Here is a 16,148-nt window from a genome sequence, read left to right on the forward strand (position 1 = left end):
GGTGCGAGGACCCTACGACGCACCCCTGGGCACCGTTGCCAGGGCGGCGTTCAGCAGCAGCCGGTCCGCTCTGGACCCTCCAGGTATCGGAACGCCCCGAGCCGGTGGTAGCCCAGCCGGTCGAAGAGCCGGAGCGAGGCGTCGTTGCCGTCGACCACCATGGCGAGGCACGACGAAGCGCCGAGCGCGAAGGCGTCGTGCTGCGCGCGCTCGAGCAGCAGACGGGCGTACCCACGGCCCCGGCTCGCGCGAGCCGTGACCAGGCAGTCGACGACCCCGATGCCGTCGAGCACCGAGAGCCGCGCGGTCGCCACGTTGGAACCGTCGACGCTCACGCTGAGGAAGCTCGGCGTGCCCTGGCGCAGGATGCGCGGGGCGAGGCGGCGGTCGCTCGGCAGGCGTCGGCCGCTCCAGGTCAGCCAGGCGTCGAGCCAGTCGGGTGGGAGCTGCGGGGTGGATGCCGAGAGGACCGCGGATGGATGTGAGCCAGCGAGCGACTGGTGAGGGCCGTCTGCTGGGCCGAGCGCACGCGCGAGGACTCCGCCGGAGAGTGACGTCACGTAGCCGAACGCCCGCAGCGCCACCACTTCGTCCGAGTCACTGGAGTCGGTCGTGAGGAAGCGGCTGGGGAGGCCACGCACACGGTACGCCTCCTCGACCGTGCCGATGGCCGTCTCCACGTCCCCCACCTCGCCGAGCATCCACACGCTGTTCGCACGCCGCGTGAACCCCTCGGAGAACCCGAGGGCCCAGCCGCCGAGACGCTGTTCGTCCAGCGCGGGCCAGCTGGCGCGCAGGGCTCTGCTCGCGTCCTCGACGGACGGCGTGGACGACCCCGTGGTCGCCAGGGTCTCGAACTCGGCGGACATGGTCCGAGGCTAGGTTGTCAGGGACAGCGCCGCCAGCCCTCAGGTGCCGTCCGCGTGCTGGCATCGTCTAGCCTGGTGGACGGCCCAGCTGCAGCGTCATCCTCGTTCGACGAGGCGCCGGAGCTATCGGCCGCACTCATGAGCAGAAGGACACAGTTGACCAGGCGCATCGTCTTCCTCGACATCGACGGCACTCTCATCGACGATCAGGAGCGCATCCAGCCGTCGACGGTCGAGGCCGTCAGCCGCGCGAGGGCCGCCGGCCACCTGGTCTTCATCTGCACCGGCCGGTCGCGCGCGGAAATCTACCCCCAGATCCTCGACATCGGCTTCGACGGAATCGTGAGCGCCGGCGGCAGCTTCGTGTGGTTCGACGGGGAGACACGCGTCTCACGCACGATGTCGCTCGACGACGTCACCTTCGCCATCGACGTGTTCACCCGGTCTGGGATCGACTTCTACGTGCAGAGCGACTCGGCAGTCGTCGCAAGTCCCGGCTTCCGCGCACACCTCCGGACGCTGCTCGCCGTCGAGCTCGCCGACTCCGACCGTGTCGAGGCCGACGGAGCGCTGCAGTTCGAGACGTTCTTCGAGGAGGGTGGCGAGGTGCTGCGAGACGACATCGGCAAAATGTGCTTCCTGAGCGCCGAAACCCCCATCGACGCGATCCGCGAGGCCTTCGCCGGACGCTTCGACGTCATCAACGCCACGGTCCCTGTTCTCGGCCCCCACAGCGGCGAGCTCCTGCAACTCGGCGTGAACAAGGGGAGCGCCATCCTCGAGGTGTGCCGCCTGAAGGGGCTCGAGCGGGCGGACACGATCGGGATCGGCGACAGCATCAACGACGTCGAGATGCTCCAGCTCACGGGAGTCGGCGTCGCGATGGGCAACGCACCCGATGCCATCAAGGCCTACGCCGACCAGGTGACGACCGGCGTCGACGACAACGGGGTCTGGAACGCGTTCGTGCGCAACGAGCTCATCTCGGCGGACGATTCGGTCGTCCCGACCGCGGCCTTCGCCTGACCCCGTCGATAGACTGACCCGCATGCGCATCCTCGTTCTCGGCGGCCCCAACCTCGATCGACTCGGCACCCGCGAGCCGGAGACGTACGGCACGCAGACGCTCGCCGACATCGTCGAGCTCCTCCGCGCTGCCGCTGGCGGCGGCGTCGAGATCGACGCACGGCAGTCCAACTTCGAGGGCCAGCTGGTCGAGTGGCTGCATGAAGCGGCGGATGCGCGCACCCCGGTCATCCTGAATCCCGCCGCGCTCACCCATTACTCCATCGCGCTCCGCGACGCGGTCTCGATCGTCACGGAGACGGGGACCCCGGTCATCGAGGTGCACCTGTCGAACCCGCACGCACGCGAGGCGTTCCGGCACACGAGCGTCATCTCGGCGGTCGCGACGGGCCTCGTCGCCGGTCTCGGCGCAGGCTCGTACCTGGCGGCACTCGAAGGCATCCGCGCCATGAGCGAGGCGAAGCAGGCCTCTTCGGAGACCCTGCACTAGACTTCTCCGGGGCCGCTGGGGCAAACGCCTCGCGCCGAACAGCTCGCGCGTACCTCAACCAGGTGGCGATAACTGAAGAATCCCGCTCTTGCGCGGGATGGACACGGAGAAACTTCCATGGCAACTACGGCAGACATCAAGAACGGCGTTGTGCTTCTCATCGAGAAGCAACTCTGGCAGGTCATCGACTTCCAGCACGTCAAGCCCGGCAAGGGCGGTGCCTTCGTGCGCACCAAGCTCAAGCAGGTCGTCAGCGGCAAGACCGTCGACCGCACGTTCAACGCCGGCGCCAAGATCGAGACCGCCACGGTCGACCGCCGCGACTTCCAGTACCTCTACCGCGACGGCGACGGCTACGTCTTCATGGACCAGACCGACTACGACCAGATCACGCTCGACGAGCGGATCGTGGGTGACGCGGCCAAGTACATGCTCGAGCAGCAGAGCGTGCAGATCGCGCTGAACGAGGGCGAGCCGCTCTACATCGAGCTCCCGCCGTCGGTGGTGCTCGAGATCACGTACACCGAGCCGGGCCTGCAGGGCGACCGCTCCAACGCGGGCACCAAGCCCGCGACCGTCGAGACCGGCGCGGAGATCCAGGTGCCGCTGTTCGTCGACGCCGGCACGAAGGTCAAGATCGACACCCGCACGGGCGACTACCTGGGCCGCGTCAACGACTAGTGAGCGCGCGCACGAAGGCGCGCAAGCGCGCCATGGACATCCTGTTCGCCTCCGACGTTCGCGGGACCCCGATCCCCGAGCTCCTCGGCCAGGAGGCGGAGCGGGCCGCCGATGAGCCCGACCGCGCGGCGAGCTGGCGCTACGCCAGGGAGATCGTGCTCGGCGTCATCGAGCACGCAGATGAGATCGACGGCTACATCGTGGAGACCGCGCGCGACTGGACGCTGGAGCGCATGCCCGCGCTCGACCGCTCGATCCTCCGCGTCGCGATCTGGGAGCTCAAGTACAACGACGAGATCCCCGCCGCCGTGGCCATCACCGAGGCCGTCAGCGCCGCCGGTGAGTACTCGACGGACGCGTCGGGCAAGTTCATCCACGGCGTGCTCGGCCGCATCAGCGAGCAGTAGCCGATGCTAGGCTGGGGGCTCGAGCCGAGACCGCCACAGGCGAGACGGCCCGGCCCCCAGTTCCAGACATCCTTTAACACCGTCCAGTGAGGCGGGGAAGGAGGTCGACGTGCCCCAGCGAACCGTGCTGAATCACGACGACGTTCAACGAGCCCTCGTGCGAATCGCGCACCAGATCCTCGAGCAGAACCGTGGGTCGAAGGACCTGCTCCTGCTCGGCATCCCGAGCCGAGGAGTTCCCCTCGCGAAGCGCCTCGCCAGCCTCATCGCCGGCTTCGAGGCCTCGAACGGGACGCACGTCGACGCCGCGGAGATCGCTGGCGCACTCGACGTGACGATGTACCGTGACGATCTGCGGCGCGGACCGGCACGCGTCTCGCAGCCCACGCACATCCCCGTGGGCGGCATCGACGGCAAGACCGTGGTGCTCGTCGATGACGTGCTCTTCTCCGGCCGCACGGTGCGAGCCGCCCTCGACGCGCTCAGCGATACCGGCCGGCCTCGTGCCGTGCAGCTCGCCGTCCTGGTCGACCGCGGGCACCGCGAGCTCCCGATCCGCGCGGACTACGTCGGGAAGAACCTGCCCTCCGCCCGGAGCGAGCGCATCGGCGTCGAGCTCACGGAGCTCGACGGCGGCGACCGCGTCGTCATCACCGACGGGGGACGCGCATGAAGCACCTGCTCTCCACGAAGGGCATGAGTCGCGAGGACGCGATCATGCTGCTCGACGTCGCCGAGGACATGTCGGATGTCGGCGACCGCGAGGTCAAGAAGCTGCCAGCTCTTCGAGGCATCACCGTCGTGAACCTGTTCTATGAGGACTCGACGCGCACCCGCATCTCGTTCGAAGCCGCGGAGAAGCGACTCTCCGCTGACGTCATCAACTTCGGCGCCAAGGGATCGAGCGTCTCCAAGGGAGAGTCGCTCAAGGACACGGCGCAGACGCTCAAGGCCATCGGCGCCGATGCCGTCGTCATCAGGCACCCCTCGAGCGGCGCGCCGCAGCTCCTCGCCGAGCGTGACTGGATCGACGCCCCCATCCTGAACGCCGGCGACGGCATGCACGAGCACCCCACGCAGGCGCTCCTCGACGCGTTCACGCTGCGACGTCGCGTCCACGGACGCGCCGCGGCCCGGGGAAAGGGACTCGACGGCTGCCACATCGTCATCGTCGGTGACATCCTGCACTCGCGAGTGGCCAGATCGAACGTGTGGCTCCTCACGACGCTCGGGGCCGAGGTCACGCTCGTCGGCCCGCCGACCCTCGTCCCCGTGCGCACGGAGTCCTGGCCGGCGACGATCACGAGCGACCTCGACGCGGCGCTCGCCACGCACCCGACCGCGGTCATGCTGCTCCGCATCCAGGCGGAGCGGATGCACGACGCCTTCTTTCCGAACACGCGCGAGTACGCCAAGAACTGGGGGCTCGGCGAGACCCGGTTCCGGAGCCTGCCCGAGGCTACGATGGTCATGCATCCCGGCCCCATGAACCGCGGTCTGGAGATCTCCTCGATCGCCGCCGACTCACCGCAGTCGACCGTCCTCGAGCAGGTCGCGAACGGCGTCGCCGTCCGCATGGCCGCGCTCTACGTGCTCTGCTCCGGCGAGCGCGAGGGGAGCGGCTCGTGAACCAGGGCCCAGGAAACGAGAAAGGCACCATGACCACGCTGTATCGAGGCGCCAAGCTGCTCGGCGCCGACCCCGTCGACGTGCTCGTCGCCGGAACCACGATCGCCGAAGTCGCCCCGGTCGGATCCGTCTCCGTGGACGGCGTGGAACGCGTCATCGACGTCAAGGGCCTCGTGCTCCTGCCCGGCCTCGTCGACCTCCACACGCACCTGCGCGAACCTGGCTTCGAGTCGAGCGAGACGGTGCTCACCGGCACCCGCGCTGCGGCGTTCGGCGGGTACACGACGGTGTTCGCCATGGCGAACACCTCTCCGGTCCAGGACACGGCGGGTGTCGTCGAGGCGGTCGCCGCGCTCGGTCGCGCCGCCGGATACGCCGATGTCCGGCCCATCGGGGCCGTGACGGTCGGGCTCGAAGGCGAGCAGCTCTCCGAGATCGGTGCGATGGCGCAGTCGAACGCCGGCGTCCGCGTGTTCTCCGACGACGGCAAGTGCGTCTTCGATCCGCTCATCATGCGTCGCGCCCTCGAGTACGTGAAGGCGTTCGGCGGAGTCGTCGCCCAGCACGCCCAGGACCCTCGCCTCACGGCAGGGGCCCAGATGAACGAAGGGGCGCTCTCGGCCGAGCTCGGCCTCGGCGGGTGGCCGGCGGTGGCCGAATCCTCGATCATCGCGCGCGACGCACTGCTCGCCGATCACGTCTCCTCACGCCTGCACGTCTGCCACGTCTCCACCCGCGAAGGTGTGGATGTCGTGCGCTGGGCGAAGACACGCGGCATCGACGTGACCGCTGAGGTCACGCCCCACCACCTCCTCCTCACCGAGGAGCTCGTGCGCGGCTACGACGCCCGGTTCAAGGTCAACCCGCCGCTTCGGACGCAGGATGACGTGCTCGCGGTGCGAGAAGCGCTGGCCGACGGCACGATCGACATCGTCGCCACCGACCACGCGCCGCATCCCGTCGATGCCAAGGAGACCGAGTGGGACCAGGCCGCGATGGGCATGGTCGGGCTCGAGTCCGCCCTGCGCGTCGTGCAGCACACCATGGTCGACACGGGCACGCTCGGCTGGGAGGACGTGGCGCGGATCATGTCCGAGACTCCCGCTCGCATCGGGGGCGACTCCGCATCTGGGCGCCCCGTCGCGGCCGGTGAGCTCGCCAACCTCGTCTTCTACGACCCAGCCCCGACGGCCGACTTCACGACGGCCGCACTCGGAGGCAAGAGCATCAACTCGCCATTCCTCGGCATGCCGCTGCCCGGCAGGGTCGTGCACACCGTCTACCGCGGAACCCGCACGCTCGACGACGGCGTTCTCCTCTCGGCCGAAGGTGCGGCCGCCGCCGCCCGAGCGCGCGAGCAGGAACTCGCCTGATGGACGACCGCGTACTCCCCGCCGCCCTCACAATCGTCGCGTTCCTCGTCATCGTCGCGCTCATGTGGCTCGGCTGGCGACGCCGGACACGGGCGCAGGCCGGCATCGCCACGCCCCTGAGCCCCCCGCAGTCGACGGAGCAGCCGCTCGGGCACTGGCACGACGTGCACTACGTGTCGACGAGCCGCACGGGTGACACCCTCGACCGCATCGTCGTCCCGCCGCTCGGATTCCGGGGGCGGGCTGAGGTGACCGTGCTCCGGGAAGGACCCGTCGTGCGCATCGCAGGCGAACGAGCCTTCTTCATCCCCGCGGCCGACATCGAGGCCACCCTCGACGGCACCGTCACGATCGACCGAGTCGTCGAGAACGGCGGGCTGACGATCATCCGGTGGCTCCTGCCCGCGGATGACGCGGCGAACGACCGCGTGAGCGTCGAGACCTCCCTCCGAGTTGTCGACGCCACCGCGCGAGAACAGCTCAAGACCGCGCTGCACTCGCTGCAGCGAACACCAGCCCCCACGACCGAGGAGTCCTCATGACGCCACCAATTCCCGCCGTGCTCGTCCTGGAGGACGGGACGCGATACGAGGGCGACGCGTACGGCGCCGTCGGCGAGACGCTCGGCGAAGTCGTGTTCTCGACCGGCATGACCGGCTACCAGGAGACCCTGACGGACCCGAGCTACGCAGGCCAGATCGTCGTCCAGACCGCCCCGCACATCGGCAACACCGGGGTCAACGCGGAGGACATGGAGTCGCGCCAGATCTGGGTCGACGGCTACGTCGTCCGCGACCCCTCCCGCGTCGTCTCGAACTGGCGCTCCGAGGACACGCTCGAAAACGCCCTGACCGAGACCAGCATCGTCGGCATCGCCGGCGTCGACACCCGTGCGCTCACTCGACGCATCCGCAGCGAGGGCTCGATGCGCGGCGGGATCTTCTCCGGCGAGGCGGCCTCGGCCGACGAGACCACGCTGCTCGAGAGGGTGCGTTCGCAGCCGAGCATGGCGGGCCGCAACCTCAGCGACCGCGTCTCGACGCCGGAGCCCATCGTGCACCCGTCGACGGCCGACGAGCGGATCGGCTCCGTCGCCATCATCGACCTGGGCATCAAGACGGCCACGATCAAGGCGCTGGCCGAGCGCGGCTTCGACGTGCACGTGCTGCCGCACGCCACGACCATCGACCAGCTCCGCGAGCTCGCCCCCACCGCCGTCTTCTACTCCAACGGGCCGGGCGACCCTGCATCCAGCGACGCGCACGTGGAGCTGCTGCAGGACGTCCTCCGCGACGGCACACCGTTCTTCGGCATCTGCTTCGGCAACCAGCTGCTCGGCCGTGCCCTCGGCTTCGACACGTACAAGCTGCCCTTCGGCCACCGCGGCATCAACCAGCCCGTCGTCGACACGTTCTCCGGCCGCATCGAGATCACCGCCCAGAACCACGGCTTCGCCGTCCAGGCGCCGCTCGACGGCCCCGTCGAGACGCCAGCCGGCTTCGGCCGCGCGCAGGTCAGTCACATCGGCCTCAACGACCAGGTCGTCGAAGGCCTCCGCTGCCTCGACATCCCTGCGTTCAGCGTGCAGTTCCACCCAGAGGCGGCGGCGGGCCCCCACGACTCCGCTCCGCTCTTCGACCAGTTCAGGGAGATGGTGCGCGAGCACCTCGCCTCCTCACCCACCCCCACCAACGGCCAGGAGAACGCGTAAGCATGCCAAAGCGCACAGACATCTCGAGCGTCCTCGTCATCGGCTCGGGCCCCATCGTCATCGGCCAGGCGGCCGAGTTCGACTACTCGGGCACGCAGGCCTGCCGCGTGCTCCGCGAGGAGGGCGTCCGCGTCATCCTCGTGAACTCGAACCCCGCGACGATCATGACCGACCCGGACTTCGCCGACGCCACGTACGTCGAGCCGATCACCCCGGACATCATCGAGTCGATCATCATCAAGGAGCGCCCTGACGCGATCCTCCCCACCCTCGGCGGGCAGACGGCGCTCAACGCGGCCATCGCGCTCCATGAGGAGGGCATCCTCGAGCGTCACGGCGTCGAGCTCATCGGCGCGAAGGTCGACGCGATCCGCCGCGGCGAGGACCGCCAGATCTTCAAGGACCTCGTGATCGAGGCCGGCGCCGAAGTCGCCCGCTCCCACATCGCGACGAGTGTCGAGCAGGCGATCGGCTTCGCCGAGGACCTCGGCTACCCACTCGTCGTCCGCCCCTCGTTCACGATGGGCGGCCTCGGCTCCGGCTTCGCCTACAACGAAGAGGACCTGATCCGCTTCGTCGCCGACGGCGTGCAGTCGAGCCCCACCGGAGAGGTGCTCCTCGAGGAGTCGATCCTCGGCTGGAAGGAGTACGAGCTCGAGCTCATGCGCGACACCGCCGACAACACGGTCGTGGTCTGCTCGATCGAGAACGTCGACCCCGTCGGCGTCCACACCGGCGACTCCATCACGGTCGCCCCCGCGCTCACGCTGACCGACCGCGAGTACCAGCGCCTCCGCGACATCGGCATCGCGATCATCCGCCTCGTGGGCGTCGACACCGGTGGATGCAACATCCAGTTCGCCATCGACCCATCGAACGGTCGCATCATCGTCATCGAGATGAACCCTCGCGTGTCCCGCTCGTCGGCGCTGGCGTCCAAGGCGACAGGCTTCCCGATCGCGAAGATCGCGGCGAAGCTCGCCATCGGCTACCGCCTCGACGAGATCCCCAACGACATCACGAAGGTGACGCCCGCGAGCTTCGAGCCGACGCTCGACTACGTCGTCGTCAAGGTGCCCCGCTTCAACTTCGAGAAGTTCCCGGCCGCCGACACGACGCTGACGACCACCATGAAGTCGGTCGGCGAGGCCATGGCCATCGGCCGGAACTTCTCGACCGCGCTGCAGAAGGCGCTGCGCTCGCTCGAGAAGCGGGGATCGTCGTTCACGTGGGCTGCAGACGAGGTCTCCGTCGAGGAGCTCCTCGAGACGATCAAGATCCCGACCGACGGCCGCATCGTCAACGTGCAGCGCGCGCTCTGGAAGGGTGCGACGCCGGAGCAGATCTTCGAATCCACGGCCATCGACCCCTGGTTCATCGACCAGATCGTGCTCATCAACGAGGTCGCGGCCGAGATCAGCTCCGCAGACGTCGTCGACGCCCGCCTGCTCCGGCACGCGAAGCGCCACGGCTTCTCCGATGCCCAGATCGCCGAGCTTCGCGGGAGCCGCGAGGACGAGGTCCGCGCGATCCGCCACAACTTCGGGGTCCGTCCTGTCTTCAAGACCGTCGACACGTGCGCCGGCGAGTTCCCCGCCTTCACGCCGTACCACTACTCGAGCTACGACCAGGAGTCCGAGGTCACGCCGAGCGACCGCCGCAAGGTGATCATCCTCGGCTCGGGCCCGAACCGCATCGGCCAGGGCATCGAGTTCGACTACTCGTGCGTGCACGCGTCGTTCGCGCTCTCGGACGCTGGCTTCGAGACCATCATGATCAACTGCAACCCGGAGACGGTCTCCACGGACTACGACACGAGCGACCGCCTCTACTTCGAGCCGCTCACGCTCGAGGACGTCCTCGAGATCGTCGAGGTCGAGCGCGGTGCAGGCGAGCTGCTCGGCGTCGTCGTTCAGCTCGGCGGCCAGACTGCGCTGGGACTCGCGAAGGGGCTCGAGGCGGCTGGCGTCCCGATCCTCGGCACGAGCCCGGCAGCGATCGACCTCGCCGAGGAGCGCGGACTCTTCTCCGGCGTCCTCGACCGCGCCGGCCTGATCTCGCCGGAGAACGGCACCGCGACCGACCTCGACGGCGCCCTCGATGTCGCCACGGGCATCGGCTACCCGGTGCTCGTGCGCCCCAGCTTCGTGCTCGGCGGACGCGGGATGGAGATCGTGTACGACGCAGAGCAGATGCAGGACTACTTCTCGCGCATCGAGGGTCAGGCGATCGTCGGACCCGCTCATCCGCTGCTGGTCGATCGGTTCCTCGACGAGGCCACGGAGATCGACGTCGACGCCCTGTTCGACGGCGACGAGCTCTACATCGGCGGCATCATGGAGCACATCGAGGAGGCCGGCATCCACTCCGGCGACTCGGCGTGCACCCTGCCTCCCGTCACCCTCTCGAGCGCTGTCCTGGACAACGTGCGCGACGCGACCCTCGCCATCGCCCAGGGCGTCGGCGTCCGTGGCCTGCTCAACGTGCAGTTCGCGCTGTCGGGCGGCAAGCTGTACGTGCTCGAAGCCAACCCGCGCGCCTCCCGCACCGTGCCCTTCGTCTCGAAGGCCCTCGGTACGCAGCTCGCGAAGGCCGCCGCCCGTGTCATGACGGGGGTCTCCATCGCCGAACTGAAGGCCGAGGGACTCCTCCGCGACCAGGACGGCACGCACCAGTCGGCCTCGAGCCCCGTCGCCGTGAAGGAGGCAGTGCTTCCCTTCAAGCGCTTCCGCACGAAGGACGGACGCATCGTCGACTCGCTGCTCTCGCCGGAGATGCGCTCCACCGGCGAGGTCATGGGCATCGACACCGACTTCCCGACCGCATTCGCCAAGAGCCAGCTCGCGGCCTACGGCGGCCTGCCGAAGTCGGGCACCGTGTTCGTCTCGGTCTCCGACCGCGACAAGCGCGCGATCGTCCTTCCCGTCGCCAAGTTCGTCGAGCTCGGGTTCTCGATCGCGGCCACCGAGGGCACAGCAGCCGTCCTCGCGCGCCACGGCATCACCGCCAAGGTCGTCGGGAAGTTCACGCCGGATTCGCCCGACGGCACCACACCCGGCCAGGACCGCAATATCGTGGACATGATCCACGGGGGAGAGGTCGACATGGTCATCAACACCCCATCCGGCCGCGCGTCACGGGCCGACGGCTACGAGATCCGCACGGCGGCAGTCTCCGCCGACCTGCCCATCTTCACCACGATCTCGGAGCTGTCCGCCGCTGTCGGTTCGCTCTCCGCGCTGCGAAGCGGCTTCACGGTGACGAGCCTGCAGGAGTACAACACCCAGAGGGGGGACAGCTAGTTGACTGAGGCGTTCGCGGCGCGTGCTGGAGGGAGCGGGTTCGGAGCCCGACTCCAGCACGCCGTGGAGAACCGGGGCAGGCTGTGCATCGGCATCGATCCGCATGAGTTCCTGCTCGACGCGTGGGGGCTGCCGAACACCGCGGCGGGTGCCAGGGAGTTCGGACTCCGAGTCGTCGAGGCATCGGCGGAGCGCGTCGGCGTGATCAAGCCGCAGATCGCGTTCTACGAGCGATTCGGCTCCAGCGGATTCGCGGCGCTCGAGTCGGTGCTCGGCGCCGCGCGGGAGGCGGGCCTGCTCGTCATCGCCGACGTCAAGCGCGGGGACGTCGGCACGACCCTCGAGGCCTACGCCAAGGCGTGGCTCGACGAGGGCTCGCCGCTCGAAGCGGACGCCATGACGGTGAACCCTTACCAGGGCTTCGACTCGCTCGCCTCGGCGCTGGAGCTCGCCGACCGTCTCGGCAAGGGACTCTTCGTGCTCGCCGCCACCTCGAACCCGGAGTCGACCTCGATCCAGACGGCCCGCCGGGACCGCGGGTCCCAGCTCGGAGAGACCGTCGCCGGGGGAGTCGCGAAGCGCGCGGCCGCCTGGAATGCCGAGCACACGACCGGCGCGCTCGGCTCAGTCGGCGTCGTCCTCGGCGGCACGGTCGACTTCGACCTCCTCGGCGTCGACCTCGCGATGCTCGGCGCCTTACCCCGGACCCCGATCCTCGCCCCAGGCTTCGGCCACCAGGGTGCCGAGTTCGCGCGCATCAAGGAGACGTTCGGCGCAGCAGCTGAGTCCGTCATCGTCAACGTCTCACGCAGTGTCCTGGCCGCAGGGCCAAATGGCATCGCCGACGCCATCGACCAGCAAGCCGCTGAGCTGGAGGACGCCCTCTCATGACCCAGGTCCCACCTCCGGTCGATCGCGTCGCCGCGTCGCGCGCGGCGGTCCTCGCACGCCAGGCTCGCGCTGAGGTCAAACGCGCCCTTGCGAACGGAACCCGCTCGCCGATCTCCGTGCTCGACGCGAGCCAGTCCGCCGAGCACGCCGCCGAGCACTCCCTACGCGTGACGCAGTTCCTGCTCAGCATCCCGCACATCGGAGCCACGAAGCAGGCGCGCATCCTCGAAGAGCTCGCGATCTCGCCGTCCAAGCGCCTCGGCGGTCTCGGCCGCAACCAGCGCATCCGTCTCCGCTCGTTCCTGGAGGAGCGGCTGGGCGCGCAGACCGGCAACAGTCGTCTCGTCGTGCTGGCCGGCCCCACGGCGGTCGGCAAGGGCACCGTCGCAAACTACATCCGAGAGCACTACCCGGAAGTCGAGCTCTCGGTGTCCGCCACGACGCGTGCCCCGCGTCCCGGTGAAGTCGACGGCGTGAACTACCACTTCACCGACGACGAGGGCTTCGACCGGCTCGTCGCCGACGAGCAGCTCCTCGAGTACGCCACCGTGCACAACGCCTTCAGGTACGGAACCCCGCGCGGACCCATCGACGACGCCATCTCCTCGGGATGCTCGGTCCTCCTCGAAATCGACATTCAGGGCGCAAGACAGGTCCGATCGCGCATGCCAGAGGCTAGACTGGTATTTTTGTTGCCTCCGAGCTGGGACGAGCTCGTGCGGCGCCTCGTCGGGCGCGGCACGGAATCGGCCGAAGAACAGGCTCGGCGCCTCGAAACCGCGAAGGTCGAACTCGCCGCCCAGGACGAGTTCGATGCACTGGTCGTCAACGACTCCGTGCCTGAGGCTGCGGCACGCGTAGTCGAACATCTGGGACTGAACAAGGAGCACGCATGATTGAGAAGCCAAAGGGCATCATCGACCCGCCCATGGACGAGCTGCTGCAGCGAGTCGACAACAAGTACCAGCTGGTCATCTTCGCATCGCGTCGCGCGCGTCAGATCAACGACTACTACTCCGACCTGCACGACGGAGCGATCTACCAGAACGTCGGCCCGCTGATCGACTCCTCGATCGACGACAAGCCCCTGTCGATCGCGCTGCACGAGATCAACGAGCAGAAGATCGTCATGGTCGAGGCTCGCCCGCTCGAGACCCCGGACGACGTCATCGTGTTCGATGACGAGATCAACTTCGAAGACGACGCCCCCCAGGCATAGCACGACCGTGAGCGAGACCGCCGGCGCGCATCCGGCTGACCACGGGACCGACGCGTCCGACGGCCAGCCGATGCGCGTCGTCGTCGGTGTGACCGGCGGCATCGCCGCCTACAAGGCTGTCCAGGTCATCCGCGACCTCGTCCTCCTCGGTCACCACGTCGACGTCGTCCCCACGGAGTCCGCGCTGCGATTCGTGGGCCGTCCGACGTTCGAAGCCATCTCACGCAACCCCGTGCGAACGGACGTCTTCGACGACGTGGCCGAGGTGCGGCACGTCGCATTGGGTCAGCAGGCCGACGTCATCGCAGTGGTCCCGGCCACCGCGAACTCCATGGCGAAGATCGCCGCTGGGCTCTCCGACGACCTGCTGGGCACGACCATCCTCGCGTCGACGGCTCCGCTCATCCTCGCCCCGGCCATGCACACCGAGATGTGGCTCAACCAGGCGACACAGGCCAATGCGGCGCGGCTCGATGCACGCGGCGTCGTCCTCGTCGGGCCTGCCGAGGGTCAGCTGACGGGCAACGACTCGGGCCCGGGACGTCTCGCCGAGCCCGGTGAGATCGTCGCGACGATCCTGAGCGCCGGCCGCGGCGAGCGACGCCGTCGCAGGGACGCCGAACTCGCCAGCGATCTCCGAGGCAGGCGGGTCCTCATCACCGCCGGCGGCACGCGCGAGCCGCTCGATCCTGTCCGGTTCATCGGCAACCGATCGAGCGGACGGCAGGGCTTCGCGCTCGCCGAGCGGGCACTCGCCCGTGGCGCGGAGGTCACCCTCGTGGCGGCCAACGCCGAGGTCCGCCCGCCAGACGGCGTCAAGCTCGTCACGGTCTCGAGCGCCCAGCAGCTCGCGCAGGCCTGCGCCGAGATCGCCCCACGACACGACGTCATCATCATGGCCGCCGCAGTTGCCGACTACCGTCCGGTCACCGTGGCGGAGGGCAAGATCAAGAAAGAGCAGGCTGGCGAGGAGCTGACGCTCACGTTCACTCGCAATCCCGACATCCTGCAGGATCTCGCCTCCGCCCGCGGCAGCGAGCAGGTCATCATCGGCTTCGCCGCGGAGACAGAGACGGACGACGCGGCACTGCTCGAGCTCGGTCGCGCGAAGATCGCTCGCAAGGGGTGCGACTACCTCGTCGTGAACCGGGTCGGCTGGAACCTCGGGTTCCAGTCGGACGAGAACTCGATCTTCGTCCTCTCAGCGTCCGGCGACGTTGTCTCGCGTCACACTGGCGACAAAGTGTCGGTGGCCGATGCCATCCTGGACCTGCTCGTCAACGTCTAGCCGTACCGGCCGGTCCAAACCGTCCGGCCGCAACTTCACCGCAAGGGGTTCTTCTTGTCTACGCTTCGCCTGTTCACCTCGGAGTCGGTCACCGAGGGTCACCCCGACAAGATCTGCGACCAGATCTCCGACCGCATCCTCGACGACCTCCTCGCCCAGGACCCGGCTTCACGTGTCGCGGTAGAGACACTCGTCACGACCGGCCAGGTGCACGTCGCCGGGGAGGTCACGACCAACGCCTACTCGGACATCGCGGGCATCGTCAGGCGCACCATCAGCGAGATCGGTTACACGTCGAGCGATGTCGGCTTCGACGGCTCGTCGTGTGGTGTCTCGATCTCCGTGGGCGAGCAGTCGCCGGAGATCGGCGAGGGCGTCACGACCTCGCTGGAGCACCGCTCTGAGAGCTCGGAGGACGAGATCGCCAAGCAGGGCGCCGGCGACCAGGGCATCATGTTCGGCTACGCGACCCGAGAGACGGACGCGCTCATGCCGCTTCCGATCCACCTCGCCCATCAGCTCGCCCAGCAGCTCGCCGCGGTGCGCAAGTCCGGCGAAGTCGCCTACCTGCGGCCCGACGGCAAGACCCAGGTCACGGTCGGCTACGAGGGAAGCGTGCCGCGTTCCATCGAGACGGTGGTCCTCTCGACCCAGCACGACCCGGGCCTCGAGCAGGCACAGATACGGGAGGACGTCATCGCGCACGTCGTGCGGCCCGTCCTGGAGCGGAACGGCTTCGCGGGGGCCGAGCCCACCTTCCTCGTGAACCCGTCTGGCAGCTTCATCGACGGAGGCCCCCGCGCCGACGCGGGTCTCACGGGGCGCAAGATCATCGTCGACACCTACGGCGGCATGGCCAGGCACGGCGGTGGGGCGTTCAGCGGCAAGGACCCGTCGAAGGTCGACCGCTCTGCCGCCTACGCCATGCGGTGGGTCGCGAAGAATGCCGTCGCGGCCGGGCTCGCGGATCGACTCGAGGTCCAGATCGCCTACGCGATCGGCAAGGCCGAGCCTGTGGGACTGTACGTCGAGACGTTCGGCACCGGCGCCGTCGCGGATGACAAGATCATCGCGGCGATCCTGAAGACCTTCGACCTCCGCCCCGGTGCGCTTGTCGATGACCTCGATCTCCGCCGCCCCATCTACGCGCAGACCTCGGCGTACGGGCACTTCGGACGCGAGCTGCCCGACTTCACGTGGGAGCGCACCGACCGGGCTGAGGAGCTCCGCCAAGCGGCAGGCCTCTGATCAGCCGACTCACC

Annotated in this window: 16 protein-coding genes; 15 read left to right on the forward strand and 1 reads right to left on the reverse strand. The window is 68.7% G+C overall.

Features of this window, described 5'->3' with window-relative positions; genetic code table 11:
• Positions 1 to 50: 50 nt before the first annotated feature.
• Complete coding sequence (locus ABVF28_RS09160; protein WP_371030259.1) at positions 51 to 869, reverse strand: GNAT family N-acetyltransferase; 819 nt, start codon at positions 867 to 869, stop codon at positions 51 to 53.
• 156 nt (positions 870 to 1,025) lie between these two features.
• Between ABVF28_RS09160 and ABVF28_RS09165 the strand changes: the two genes are divergently transcribed.
• The 15 genes from ABVF28_RS09165 to metK all read left to right on the forward strand — a co-directional run bounded on the left by ABVF28_RS09165 (position 1,026) and on the right by metK (position 16,134).
• Positions 1,026 to 1,895, forward strand: coding sequence for a Cof-type HAD-IIB family hydrolase (locus tag ABVF28_RS09165; protein ID WP_371030260.1), 870 nt, complete (start codon positions 1,026 to 1,028; stop codon positions 1,893 to 1,895).
• Positions 1,896 to 1,917: 22 nt separating this feature from the next.
• Positions 1,918 to 2,385, forward strand: a complete 468-nt coding sequence (locus ABVF28_RS09170; protein WP_371030261.1) for a type II 3-dehydroquinate dehydratase — start codon at positions 1,918 to 1,920, stop codon at positions 2,383 to 2,385.
• A 117-nt stretch (positions 2,386 to 2,502) separates the two neighbouring features.
• Positions 2,503 to 3,066 (forward strand): elongation factor P, encoded by a 564-nt coding sequence (gene efp, locus ABVF28_RS09175; RefSeq protein ID WP_068484432.1) that lies wholly within the window; start codon positions 2,503 to 2,505, stop codon positions 3,064 to 3,066.
• On the forward strand, positions 3,066 to 3,473 hold the full coding sequence (gene nusB, locus ABVF28_RS09180; protein ID WP_068484434.1) for a transcription antitermination factor NusB: 408 nt from the start codon (positions 3,066 to 3,068) through the stop codon (positions 3,471 to 3,473). The genes efp and nusB overlap by 1 nt, the downstream gene beginning before the upstream one ends.
• 109 nt (positions 3,474 to 3,582) lie before the next feature.
• Complete coding sequence (gene pyrR / locus ABVF28_RS09185) at positions 3,583 to 4,146, forward strand: bifunctional pyr operon transcriptional regulator/uracil phosphoribosyltransferase PyrR (protein WP_104253262.1); 564 nt, start codon at positions 3,583 to 3,585, stop codon at positions 4,144 to 4,146.
• On the forward strand, positions 4,143 to 5,102 hold the full coding sequence (locus ABVF28_RS09190) for an aspartate carbamoyltransferase catalytic subunit (protein ID WP_104311960.1): 960 nt from the start codon (positions 4,143 to 4,145) through the stop codon (positions 5,100 to 5,102). Before pyrR ends, ABVF28_RS09190 begins: the two co-directional genes overlap by 4 nt.
• A 29-nt stretch (positions 5,103 to 5,131) precedes the next feature.
• On the forward strand, positions 5,132 to 6,475 hold the full coding sequence (locus ABVF28_RS09195; RefSeq protein WP_371030262.1) for a dihydroorotase: 1,344 nt from the start codon (positions 5,132 to 5,134) through the stop codon (positions 6,473 to 6,475).
• Positions 6,475 to 7,017: a hypothetical protein gene (locus tag ABVF28_RS09200; RefSeq protein ID WP_371030263.1), complete on the forward strand. Its 543-nt coding sequence runs from the start codon at positions 6,475 to 6,477 to the stop codon at positions 7,015 to 7,017. Before ABVF28_RS09195 ends, ABVF28_RS09200 begins: the two co-directional genes overlap by 1 nt.
• Positions 7,014 to 8,186, forward strand: a complete 1,173-nt coding sequence (gene carA, locus ABVF28_RS09205) for a glutamine-hydrolyzing carbamoyl-phosphate synthase small subunit (protein ID WP_371030264.1) — start codon at positions 7,014 to 7,016, stop codon at positions 8,184 to 8,186. Before ABVF28_RS09200 ends, carA begins: the two co-directional genes overlap by 4 nt.
• A gap of 2 nt (positions 8,187 to 8,188) precedes the next feature.
• The gene (carB, locus tag ABVF28_RS09210; RefSeq protein WP_371030265.1) at positions 8,189 to 11,488 is read left to right on the forward strand and encodes a carbamoyl-phosphate synthase large subunit; all 3,300 of its coding nucleotides are present in this window, start codon (positions 8,189 to 8,191) and stop codon (positions 11,486 to 11,488) included.
• Positions 11,489 to 12,379, forward strand: coding sequence for an orotidine-5'-phosphate decarboxylase (gene pyrF / locus ABVF28_RS09215; RefSeq protein ID WP_371030266.1), 891 nt, complete (start codon positions 11,489 to 11,491; stop codon positions 12,377 to 12,379). It abuts the gene before it with no gap.
• A complete protein-coding gene (gmk, locus tag ABVF28_RS09220; RefSeq protein ID WP_371030267.1) occupies positions 12,376 to 13,275 on the forward strand; it encodes a guanylate kinase in 900 nt (299 codons plus the stop codon). Before pyrF ends, gmk begins: the two co-directional genes overlap by 4 nt.
• Positions 13,272 to 13,598 carry a DNA-directed RNA polymerase subunit omega gene (gene rpoZ / locus ABVF28_RS09225; RefSeq protein ID WP_068484449.1) on the forward strand — a complete coding sequence of 109 codons (327 nt, stop codon included), beginning with the start codon at positions 13,272 to 13,274 and terminating at the stop codon, positions 13,596 to 13,598. Before gmk ends, rpoZ begins: the two co-directional genes overlap by 4 nt.
• Positions 13,599 to 13,668: 70 nt before the next feature.
• Complete coding sequence (coaBC, locus tag ABVF28_RS09230; RefSeq protein ID WP_371030337.1) at positions 13,669 to 14,886, forward strand: bifunctional phosphopantothenoylcysteine decarboxylase/phosphopantothenate--cysteine ligase CoaBC; 1,218 nt, start codon at positions 13,669 to 13,671, stop codon at positions 14,884 to 14,886.
• Between the two features lie 54 nt (positions 14,887 to 14,940).
• Positions 14,941 to 16,134, forward strand: a complete 1,194-nt coding sequence (gene metK / locus ABVF28_RS09235; protein WP_371030268.1) for a methionine adenosyltransferase — start codon at positions 14,941 to 14,943, stop codon at positions 16,132 to 16,134.
• Positions 16,135 to 16,148: the final 14 nt, after the last annotated feature.

Origin of the sequence: Pseudoclavibacter sp. JSM 162008, from assembly GCF_041366455.1 — a bacterium.
Classification (GTDB): domain Bacteria; phylum Actinomycetota; class Actinomycetes; order Actinomycetales; family Microbacteriaceae; genus Pseudoclavibacter.

Coding starts and splice junctions, on each gene's coding strand:
- ABVF28_RS09160 (WP_371030259.1), bottom strand. CDS start 869: ATGTCCGCCGAGTTCGAGACCCTGGCGACCACGGGGTCGTCCACGCCG.
- ABVF28_RS09170 (WP_371030261.1), top strand. CDS start 1,918: ATGCGCATCCTCGTTCTCGGCGGCCCCAACCTCGATCGACTCGGCACC.
- efp (WP_068484432.1), top strand. CDS start 2,503: ATGGCAACTACGGCAGACATCAAGAACGGCGTTGTGCTTCTCATCGAG.
- ABVF28_RS09190 (WP_104311960.1), top strand. CDS start 4,143: ATGAAGCACCTGCTCTCCACGAAGGGCATGAGTCGCGAGGACGCGATC.
- ABVF28_RS09195 (WP_371030262.1), top strand. CDS start 5,132: ATGACCACGCTGTATCGAGGCGCCAAGCTGCTCGGCGCCGACCCCGTC.
- ABVF28_RS09200 (WP_371030263.1), top strand. CDS start 6,475: ATGGACGACCGCGTACTCCCCGCCGCCCTCACAATCGTCGCGTTCCTC.
- carA (WP_371030264.1), top strand. CDS start 7,014: ATGACGCCACCAATTCCCGCCGTGCTCGTCCTGGAGGACGGGACGCGA.
- carB (WP_371030265.1), top strand. CDS start 8,189: ATGCCAAAGCGCACAGACATCTCGAGCGTCCTCGTCATCGGCTCGGGC.
- gmk (WP_371030267.1), top strand. CDS start 12,376: ATGACCCAGGTCCCACCTCCGGTCGATCGCGTCGCCGCGTCGCGCGCG.
- rpoZ (WP_068484449.1), top strand. CDS start 13,272: ATGATTGAGAAGCCAAAGGGCATCATCGACCCGCCCATGGACGAGCTG.
- coaBC (WP_371030337.1), top strand. CDS start 13,669: ATGCGCGTCGTCGTCGGTGTGACCGGCGGCATCGCCGCCTACAAGGCT.